General features: G+C 65.2%; 7 protein-coding genes and 1 pseudogene. 5 read left to right on the top strand and 3 right to left on the bottom strand.

Annotated elements, in window-relative coordinates:
• Positions 1-87: 87 nt before the first annotated feature.
• The 3 genes and pseudogenes from PVZ78_RS23770 to PVZ78_RS31865 all read right to left on the bottom strand — a co-directional run.
• Positions 88-1,284 carry a pyridoxal phosphate-dependent aminotransferase gene (locus tag PVZ78_RS23770; protein WP_087090620.1) on the bottom strand — a complete coding sequence of 399 codons (1,197 nt, stop codon included), beginning with the start codon at positions 1,282-1,284 and terminating at the stop codon, positions 88-90.
• 37 nt (positions 1,285-1,321) lie between these two features.
• Complete coding sequence (locus PVZ78_RS31870; RefSeq protein WP_371356829.1) at positions 1,322-2,185, bottom strand: methyl-accepting chemotaxis protein; 864 nt, start codon at positions 2,183-2,185, stop codon at positions 1,322-1,324.
• Positions 2,180-2,932: pseudogene (locus tag PVZ78_RS31865) on the bottom strand (MCP four helix bundle domain-containing protein); the annotation flags it as partial. The pseudogene PVZ78_RS31865 and the gene PVZ78_RS31870, both read right to left, overlap by 6 nt.
• A 391-nt stretch (positions 2,933-3,323) precedes the next feature.
• Here PVZ78_RS31865 and hpaB point away from each other — a divergent pair.
• From hpaB to PVZ78_RS23740, 5 genes are all read left to right on the top strand, one after another.
• The gene (gene hpaB, locus PVZ78_RS23760) at positions 3,324-4,886 is read left to right on the top strand and encodes a 4-hydroxyphenylacetate 3-monooxygenase, oxygenase component (protein WP_273829343.1); all 1,563 of its coding nucleotides are present in this window, start codon (positions 3,324-3,326) and stop codon (positions 4,884-4,886) included.
• Positions 4,887-5,052: 166 nt separating this feature from the next.
• Positions 5,053-5,565, top strand: a complete 513-nt coding sequence (hpaC, locus tag PVZ78_RS23755) for a 4-hydroxyphenylacetate 3-monooxygenase, reductase component (protein ID WP_009049300.1) — start codon at positions 5,053-5,055, stop codon at positions 5,563-5,565.
• Positions 5,566-5,854: 289 nt separating this feature from the next.
• Positions 5,855-6,832 carry a helix-turn-helix transcriptional regulator gene (locus PVZ78_RS23750; RefSeq protein ID WP_028682554.1) on the top strand — a complete coding sequence of 326 codons (978 nt, stop codon included), beginning with the start codon at positions 5,855-5,857 and terminating at the stop codon, positions 6,830-6,832.
• A gap of 314 nt (positions 6,833-7,146) precedes the next feature.
• A complete protein-coding gene (locus PVZ78_RS23745) occupies positions 7,147-8,022 on the top strand; it encodes a transporter (RefSeq protein ID WP_009049302.1) in 876 nt (291 codons plus the stop codon).
• 39 nt (positions 8,023-8,061) lie between these two features.
• A complete protein-coding gene (locus PVZ78_RS23740) occupies positions 8,062-9,222 on the top strand; it encodes an MFS transporter (RefSeq protein WP_273829433.1) in 1,161 nt (386 codons plus the stop codon).
• Positions 9,223-9,289 lie beyond the last annotated feature (67 nt).

The raw sequence follows: 9,289 nt of genomic DNA, 5'->3' as shown, positions 1-9,289 counted from the left end.
GCCGCGTTTATCCAGTGAGTCCGCGTAATCGTTAACGACCATCGCGGGCAAGCCTCGCTCCTACAGGTTTCCTTGGTGGCCACACCGTCAGCGGCGTTTTGAGGATCGGCCTTCGAGCAGATCCTGGGTACAACGCACAATCCGTTGGCAGGCGTCCGCCAGGCGCTGTTGATCCACCACCAGGCCGATACGGATATGCCCCGCCGCGCTGGGGCCGAAGGCCTCGCCGGCGAGCACCGAGACGCCGTGCCCTTCCAGCAGCAGCTCGGCGAACTGCTGGGCGCCCAGGCCGGTTTCCCGCACATCGACCATGACGAACATGCCGCCATCGGGCTTGACCGGTTTCAGCCCCGGGCACTGGCTCAGCTGCGCACACACCAGGTCGCGGCGCTGGCGATATTCCTCGCGCATCTGCTCCAGCTCCGGCAAGTCGGCATCCAGCGCCACCACCGCGGCGTTCTGCACGAAGTCCGGCAACCCGTACAGCATGCACAACGCCAGATGGCTCAAATGCCCGGCCAGGGCCTGGGGCGCCACCACCCAGCCGACCCGCCAGCCAGTCATGGCATGGGACTTGGACAGGCTGTTGATGGTCGCCGTGCGTTCGGCCATGCCCGGCAGGCTGCCGGGGCTGATGTGTTCGCCGTCGAACAGCAGGTCGCTGTAGACCTCGTCGGAGATCAGCCACAGGTCATGCTCGACGCACAGGCGCGCCAGGGCCTGCCAGGTTTCCCGGGACAGGCTGGCGCCGGAGGGGTTGTTCGGGCTGTTGAGCATCAGCGCGCGGGTCTTCGGTGTGATGCGCGCGGCGACCGCGGAGGGTTCGACGCGAAAGCCGTTCTCCGGGCGCACCGGAATCGGCAGCACCTTGGCCCCGCAGGCGCCGAACACCCCTTCGTAGGTGACGTACATGGGTTCGGCGACCAGCACCTCGTCGCCGGGATCGAGCAGGCACTGGGCCACGGAAAACACCGCGCATTGCGCCCCCGGCAGCACCACTACGTGCTCGGCGTCCACCGCCTGGCCGCTGCGGGTGGCATGCCGGTGCGCGATGCGGGTGCGCAGCGAACGGTTGCCGCGCACCTCCGAATAGTGGGTATCGCCCGCCAGCAGGCTATCGATGGCGGCCTGGACGATCGGCCTGGGGGTGTCGAAATCCGGGTCGCCGATGGTCAGCAGCAGCACATCGACGCCCTCCTCGCGCAGCTCCAGGGCGCGGTAGTGAATCTGCCAGGCCGCGGCACCTTCGCCGGCGATCCGTTGGGTCAAGGCTGAATAGCGCATCTCGCTCTCCTTGGGCACGCATTCCAACAACCCTAACTCAAATCACAAAGCGCGCCACCATCGCATTCAAATCCACCGCCAGGCGCGACAGCTCATGGCTGGCGGCGCTGGTCTGGTTGGCCCCGGCGGCCGACTGGGTGGCCAGGTCGCGGATGTTCACCAGGTTGCGATCGACCTCGCGGGACACCTGGGCCTGCTCCTCCGAGGCGCTGGCGATCACCAGGTTGCGCTCGTTGATCAGGTTGATCGATTCGGCGATCTGCTCCAGCGCCACGCCGGCGGCGCGGGCCATTTCCAGGGTGCTCTGGGTGCGCTGGTTGCTCTGCTGCATCGACTGCACCGCCTCGCCGGTGCCGTTCTGGATGCCGGCGACCATCTTTTCGATTTCCTGGGTCGATTGCGCAGTGCGATGGGCCAGCGCCCGCACTTCGTCGGCCACTACCGCGAAACCACGCCCGGCCTCACCGGCGCGGGCCGCCTCGATCGCCGCGTTGAGCGCCAGCAGGTTGGTCTGCTCGGCGATGGCGCGGATCACGTCCAGCACCTTGCCGATGTCGCGGCCCTGGGTAGCCAGGCCTTCGATCATCACCGAAGTGCTTTGTACGTCGTGGGTCATGGTCTGGATCGCGTCGACGGTTTCCACCACCCGGTCGCGGCCTTCGCGGGCGGCCTGGGTCGACTGGTGCGAGGCTTCGGAGGTCGACACGGCGTTGCGCGCCACCTCTTCCACAGCAGCGGTCATCTCGTTGACGGCGGTGGCCGCCTGTTCGATTTCGTTGTTCTGCTGCTGCAAGCCACGGGAAGCTTCCTCGGTGACCGCGCTGAGTTCTTCCGAGGCCGAGGCCAGCTGGGTCGCCGAACCGGAGATCTGCTCGATGGTCTTGCGCAGGTTGCCCTGCATCTCGTTCAGCGCCACGAGCAGGCGGGCCGGCTCGTCCTTGCCGTCGACTTCGATAGCCTTGGTCAGGTTGCCTGCGGCGATGGTCTGCGCGGCCAGCACCGCGCGGTTCAACGGGGTGACGATGCTGCGGGTCAGCAGCAGGGCCAGCACCACCGTGAGCAGGGCCGCGACCACCGCCACGGCGATGATGCCGGTGATGGCGCTGCGGTAATGTTCACCGGCCATATCCGAGGCCTGGGTGGCCCCGGCCTTGTTGATCGCCACCAGTTTGTTCAGCTGTTCGCCCATCTGGTCGGTGCCGTCCTTGATCCGCGTATTGATCAGGGTGCGCAGCTCCTCGAGCTTGTTCTGTCGCGACAACTCCATCATGTCGTTCTGCGCTTGCAGGTACTTGTCCAGGGTGGCGGCGAAGGTCTTGTACAGGGCCACCTCCTCTTCCCCCGCCGGCAAGGCGGCGTAGCTGGCCTGGGCCTGCTTGAGCTTGTCCACCAGCGCGACGATACGCGTCTGCGCTTCCTGAAGGCCGGCCGGTTCACGGTTGACCAGTACCCGGAACGAGAGAATCCGCAGGCGCAGCACGTTTTCGGTGACGTTGCCGAGGAACCCTACGCTGGGCAGTTGGTTGCTTTCCATTTCCAGGGAAGCCTGTCGGATGATCGACATGCGGTTGACGGCGAACACACCCAGCGCGATGACCAGCAACGCGATGAACGCAAAACCGAGGAAAGCTCGAGGCGCGATATTCATATTACGTAGGGACATAGGATGACTCTCGGGAATTGAGGACTGCGAGCATCCATGCACTGAACCCCGTCACCAGCGGCGGCTGGCGGCCTGACAGGTGGGCGCCACTGTTGTAGTTGGTCTGTGGGCCTAATAGCGATATCGGCAGCGCTTTAGGTTTTTTGCAGGCCCCGGTGAAAATATTTTTCGTCGCCCGGGAGTGTTTCACCGCTGAGACAGATCGCCTGGCAAGCTCGCTGCCAGCCTCCATGACCGGCCTCCATGCCCCTCATGACCACCCCCCATGAAAAGTGCAATTCATTCGCCGGAAAAGCCATTCAGTCGCCGCCCCGTCCTGCCCATCATGGGCCCAGCTCGTAAAGACAACGCATAACAACAAAGACTGGAGTGGATGATGAAACCCGAAGACTTCCGTGCCGAGACCAACCGCCCGCTGACCGGCGCCGAATACCTGGCCAGCCTGCGCGATGATCGCGAAATCTACATTTATGGCGACCGGGTCAAGGATGTGACCAGCCACCCGGCGTTCCGCAACTCCGCCGCCTCCATGGCGCGCCTCTATGACGCCCTGCACGACCCCGAAACCAAGGACAAGCTGTGCTGGGACACCGACACCGGCAACGGCGGCTACACCCACAAGTTTTTCCGTTCGGCGAAAAGCGCCGACGACCTGCGCCAGCAGCGCGATGCCATCGCCGAGTGGTCGCGCCTGACCTACGGCTGGATGGGCCGCAGCCCGGACTACAAGGCCGCCTTCGGCAGCGCCCTGGGCGCCAACCCGGAGTTCTATGGCCAGTTCGAAGGCAACGCCCGCACCTGGTACAAGCGCATCCAGGAAGCCTGCCTGTACCTCAACCACGCCATCGTCAACCCGCCGATCGACCGCGACAAACCGGTGGACCAGGTCAAGGACGTGTTCATCTCGGTGGACGAGGAAGTCGAGGGCGGGATCATCGTCAGCGGCGCCAAGGTGGTGGCCACCAACTCGGCCCTGACCCACTACAACTTCGTCGGCCAGGGCTCGGCGCAGCTTTTGGGCGACAACACCGACTTCGCCCTGATGTTCATCGCGCCGATGAACACCCGCGGCATGAAGCTGATCTGTCGCCCGTCCTATGAACTGCAGGCGGGCATGACCGGTTCGCCGTTCGACTACCCGCTGTCCAGCCGCTTCGACGAGAACGACGCGATCCTGATCATGGACAAGGTGTTCATCCCCTGGGAAAACGTGCTGATCTACCGCGACTTCGAGCGCTGCCGGCAGTGGTTCCCGCAAGGCGGCTTCGGCCGGCTGTTCCCGATGCAGGGCTGTACACGGCTGGCGGTCAAGCTCGACTTCATCACTGGACTGCTGGTCAAGGCCTTGCAGTGCACCGGCTCGCTGGAGTTTCGCGGGGTGCAGGCGCAGGTCGGCGAGGTGGTGGCCTGGCGCAACCTGTTCTGGTCGCTGACCGACGCCATGCACGGCAACGCCAGCGAATGGCTCAACGGCGCCTTCCTGCCCAGCGCCCAGGCCTTGCAGGCCTACCGGGTACTGGCGCCCCAGGCCTACACCGACATCAAGAAGATCATCGAGCAGGTGGTGGCCAGCGGCCTGATCTACCTACCGTCCGGCTCCCGCGACCTCAAGGACCCGATGCTCAACCAGTACCTGAGCACCTATTGCCGGGGCTCGGCGGGCATGGGCCACGAGGAGCGGATCAAGATCCTCAAGCTGCTGTGGGATGCGATCGGCACCGAGTTCGGCGGCCGCCACGAGCTGTACGAAATCAACTACGCCGGCAGCCAGGACGAAATCCGCATGCAGTGCCTGCGCCATGCCCAGGCCACCGGCTCGATGAAAACCATGACCGAATTGGTGGACAAATGCCTGGGCGACTACAATCTCGACGGCTGGACGGTGCCACACCTGACCAATCCGGACGACATCAACATGCTCGACCGCATCCGCCAGTAACCACTGCCTCGCTTCTGTAGGAGCGAAGCTTGCTCGCGATAAGACGTGAACGATGACGCGCGGCATCTGCGACTCCACGTTGGCTTGAGGTTTTTCGCGAGCAACCGAGCGTCGAGCGACGGCTCCTGCAAATACCGTGGTTCAATCCCGAGGAAAGGAATCTCTCATGACTCAACTTGATCCCAAGCAACAAGCCTTTCGCAACGCTATGGCGCACATGACCGCGGCGGTCAACGTCATCACCAGCAACGGCCCGGCCGGACGCTGCGGCATCACCGCCACCGCGGTCTGCTCGGTCACCGACAGCCCGCCCAGCCTGATGGTCTGCGTCAACCGCAACAGCGCCCTGAACCCGGTGTTCAAGCGCAACGGCCAGCTCTGCATCAACGTGCTCTGCGGCGAACACGAAGAAGTCGCCCGGCACTTCGCCGGCATGACCGGAGTGGAGATGGAACAGCGCTTCAGCCTGCACCCCTGGCGCGACGGCCAGGACGCCCTGCCGGTGCTCGACGGTGCCCTGGCCAGCCTGCAGGGACGGATCACCGAGGTGCAGGAAATCGGCACCCACTCGGTGATGCTGGTGCAACTGGATGAGATCTGCGTAGGCGAACACGGCGACTCGCTGGTGTATTTCAGCCGTGGTTTCCACCGTTTGCAGCGGGCCGTCCAGGCGGCCTGACCTGTTGATCAGCTGCTTTTCTGTAGGAGCGAGGCTTGCCCGCGATAGCCGCGCAGCGGCGATACACCCGCCAACGCGCGTTATCGTTGCAGATTTATCGCGAGCAAGCTTCGCTCCTACAGAAGCCAATTTCCCCCGCCAGCGCCTCTTCATCCTGCATCTGTAGGATAGCGATCCCCCACCAACCCGACGATACTCGTGCCCAGGCCCTGCCCACGTCCCTGGACGTTCCGGTCCTTACTGACTCCGTGACGAAAACAATAAGAAAGTCGCACAGAGGAACACCCCCATGAGCCGTCATGAACATGGTCACGCCAGCCTGCTGCAAGCCTTCAGCTCGCTGACCCTGGAGTTGCAGCGCCTGGCGCAGCACAAGGACATCGAACATTTCCATGGCCATGCGCTGAACCGCATCGGTCAGTTGCTGCCCTTCGACAGCGCCTGGTGGGGCCGCGCCGCGTTGATCGACGGCCTGCCGGAAGAACACAGCTCCTACCTCCACCGCCTGCCCCCCAGCTACCTGCCGGACTGGCAGTCGATCAAGCACGTCGACGTCACTGTCGGCCGGGTCCATGCCCACCCTGGCCAGGCGGTGATCGTCGACATGGGCGACCCGGCCAACGGTCCCGGCCTGAACTGGCTGGGCAAAACCTACGGCATCGGCGAGCTGCTGTGCGTGGTGTACATCGACCCGCAGACTCACCTCAGCGACCACCTGGCGCTGTACCGCGCCCCCGGCGCCACACGCTTCGACGCCGACGACTGCCTGCTGCTGAACAACCTGATGCTGCATCTGGTGGCCGCGGTGTCGGCCAACCAGATCCGCACCCTGGTGGCCATGCGCGAAACCCTCACCAGCCCGCGCAACCTGGCGCTGGCGGTGTGTGACCAGCGTGGCACCCTGCATTGCGCCGAACGCGGCTTCGTCGACCTGCTGCTTGGCGAGTGGCCGGACTGGAGCGGCCCCTGCCTGCCCGGGCCCGTGGTCGACGGCGGTTATGAAGGCCGCCACCTGCAAGTCGAGGCCTCGCCGGTGGGCGACCTGTTCCTGCTCGCCGCCCGCGGCCGCACGCTGCTGACCCAACTGAGCCCACGGGAGAACGACGTGGCCCTGGGCTTCGGCGAAGGCAAGACCTACAAGGAAATCGCCCGCGAGCTGGGCCTGTCGCCAAACACCGTGCGCCATCACATCCGCGCCATCTACAACAAGCTCGGCGTCAAGGACAAGACCCGCATCGCCCATCTGCTGCACGCCCCACCCGACTGACGCTTACCAGGCTCTGTACGAAAAGTGGCTGCACGCTGGGCGCCTTCGGCGCTACGCAGGTCATGCTGCGTTAAAAACAGGCTCGGAATGCTCATGTAGGTCCCTACAGTCGAACGCGACCCCGGCCGTTCCTCGCCTGTTTTTGCCTTGCCTGACCTTCGCTCGCCGACTTTTCGTACAGACCCTCGCTTCCACCACTGACTTTCGCGCTGTCGTTTTGACGGCCACGGGGCGCTTTTGCCCTTTTTTCAGCCACTGCCGCGTACCGGCGAGCGCTTCGCCGCACAACAACTCAAAAAAGAGAGGTTACGCCCATGACCACAACGCTTGCGCGCCGCACCGCCCTGGCCTTCACCGGCGCCCTGCTGAGCCTGAACGCCAGCGCCGCCGACCTCAACGCCCGCGACTTCTTCGGCGCGCCCCCGGGCACCAGCCTCGGCGTGCTGTACCTGCCGGCGACCCGCGCCGACGATTTCCACGGCCCCGCCGACAGCACCGGCAAGGCCGAGCTGAAGGTCAACGCCCTGGCCTATCGCCAGGTATTTTTCAGCGATATCTGCGGCACCCTGTGCACCCCGCAATTCATCGTGCCCTTCGCCGATATCGACGCGCGCCTGCCCGGCGCCGCCCGCCACACCGGCGAAAGCGGCTTCGGCGACCCGCAGGTCGGCGGCACCCTGTTCTTCATCAACGACCCGGCTTCGCGCACCTACAGCGGCCTGCTGACCCTGATCACCCTGCCGGTGGGCGAATACCACAGCGACAATCCGGATGTCTCGCCGGGCGCCAACCGCTGGGGCGCGACCTTCGTTTACAACTACACCCAGGGCGTCGGCGAGAAGTGGGTGCTGGAAGCCAACCTCGAAGCCCAGCTCTACGCCAAGAACGACGACTATTTCGGCAGCGACCTGAAGCAGGACCCGCTGTACCGCCTGCAAGCCTTCGCTTCCTACGACTTCACCACCAGCACCTACGGCGCCCTGCGGCTGATCCATGCCGACGGCGGCGAGCTGCGGATCAACGACCAGCGCATCGACGACACCCACAAGCGCTACACCCAGGTCGGCTTCGAGGTCGGTCATTGGCTGGATAAGCAGAACCAGCTGATGTTCGGCCTCTCGCAAAACGTCGCCACCCGCAATGGCTACCACGGCACCGACGCCTTGTTGCGTCTGGTCCATGTGTTCTGAAGCGCTTTTTCCCGGAGCTATCCCACCATGACCACCCCCATGATCGACAAGAGCCAGGCGCTCACCGGCGACCAGCCGAACACCGCGTCCCCCCTGGCCTTGCTGGCGGCCATCGTGCTGTTCGCCGCCATCACCCCGACCATCCTCATGACCGCCCCGGCGGTGGCCGCGCAACTGGCCAGCCAATGGCAACTGAGCCCGTCGCAGATCGGCGACCTGTTCTCCACCGAGCTGGGGGCCATGAGCCTGGCCACCCTGCCCGCCTTCTGGTGGCTCAAGCGCGTCGACTGGCGCCGCGCGGCGCTGCTGGCCGGGGCGTTGTTCATCGTCGCCAACCTGCTGTCGATCTGGGCCCAGGGTTATGGCGCGCTGCTGGCCCTGCGTTTCTGCAGTGCTCTGGCCGGCGGTTCGCTGATGATCATCTGCCTGTCCAGCGCCGCCTCCACCGCCAACCCCAGCCGGGCCTATGGCCTGTGGGTCATGGGGCAACTGGTGGTCGGGGCAATTGGCCTGGGCATTCTGCCGCGGTTGTTCGAGCACTACGGCCTGGCAGCCTGCTACCTGCTGCTGGCGCTGCTGATGAGCCTGTGCCTGCCCTTGGCGCGCTACTTTCCCCAGGGTGCGCCGGTCAAAAAAACCGCACAGCAGGCCGCCGCCGTGCCGCAGTGGAAGGGGCTGTGCGGCATTCTCGGCATCCTCGGTTTCTATATCAGCCTCAGCGGGGTCTGGACCTTTATCGGTTCGATCAGCGCCAAGGCCGGCATCTCCGCGCAAGCCAGCGGCGAGCTGCTGGCCGTCGCCACGGTCATGGGCATCGTCGGCGCCGGCTGCGCCTCGCTGATCGGCAATCGCCTGCCGCGCCTGCCGTTGCTGCTGCTCGGCTACAGCCTGATGGCCGGCTCGGTGCTGTTGCTGCTAGGGGCGCCGACCCTGGCGCGCTTCGCCCTCGCCGCCCTGGTCTTCAAGTTCACCTGGACCTTCATCCTGCCGCTGATCCTCGCCTGCCTGGCCGACCTCGACCGGTCCGGCAAGCTGATGAACGCCTCCAACCTGGTAATCGGCGGCGGCCTGGCCATCGGCCCCGCGCTGGCCGGCCGGCTGATCGAAGGCAGCGGCGGCTTCCAGCCCCTGCTGATCGGCGGCGCCTGCCTGACCCTGCTGTCGCTGGCGCTGATCCTCGGCTGCCGGCGCAATCCCTGAACCCCTGAACCCCTGTAGCCGCTGCCGAAGGCTGCGATCGACCGGAACGGTCGCTGCGATCTCCCGG

The sequence above is a fragment of the Pseudomonas sp. SBT1-2 genome (assembly GCF_028640875.1).
Lineage (GTDB): Bacteria > Pseudomonadota > Gammaproteobacteria > Pseudomonadales > Pseudomonadaceae > Aquipseudomonas > Aquipseudomonas chlororaphis_I.
Note: the sequence above shows the minus strand (reverse complement) of the source record. Positions and strands in the feature narration are given on the sequence as shown.

Coding starts and splice junctions, on each gene's coding strand:
- PVZ78_RS23770 (WP_087090620.1), bottom strand. CDS start 1,284: ATGCGCTATTCAGCCTTGACCCAACGGATCGCCGGCGAAGGTGCCGCG.
- PVZ78_RS31870 (WP_371356829.1), bottom strand. CDS start 2,185: ATGCAGGGCAACCTGCGCAAGACCATCGAGCAGATCTCCGGTTCGGCG.
- hpaB (WP_273829343.1), top strand. CDS start 3,324: ATGAAACCCGAAGACTTCCGTGCCGAGACCAACCGCCCGCTGACCGGC.
- hpaC (WP_009049300.1), top strand. CDS start 5,053: ATGACTCAACTTGATCCCAAGCAACAAGCCTTTCGCAACGCTATGGCG.
- PVZ78_RS23750 (WP_028682554.1), top strand. CDS start 5,855: ATGAGCCGTCATGAACATGGTCACGCCAGCCTGCTGCAAGCCTTCAGC.
- PVZ78_RS23745 (WP_009049302.1), top strand. CDS start 7,147: ATGACCACAACGCTTGCGCGCCGCACCGCCCTGGCCTTCACCGGCGCC.
- PVZ78_RS23740 (WP_273829433.1), top strand. CDS start 8,062: ATGATCGACAAGAGCCAGGCGCTCACCGGCGACCAGCCGAACACCGCG.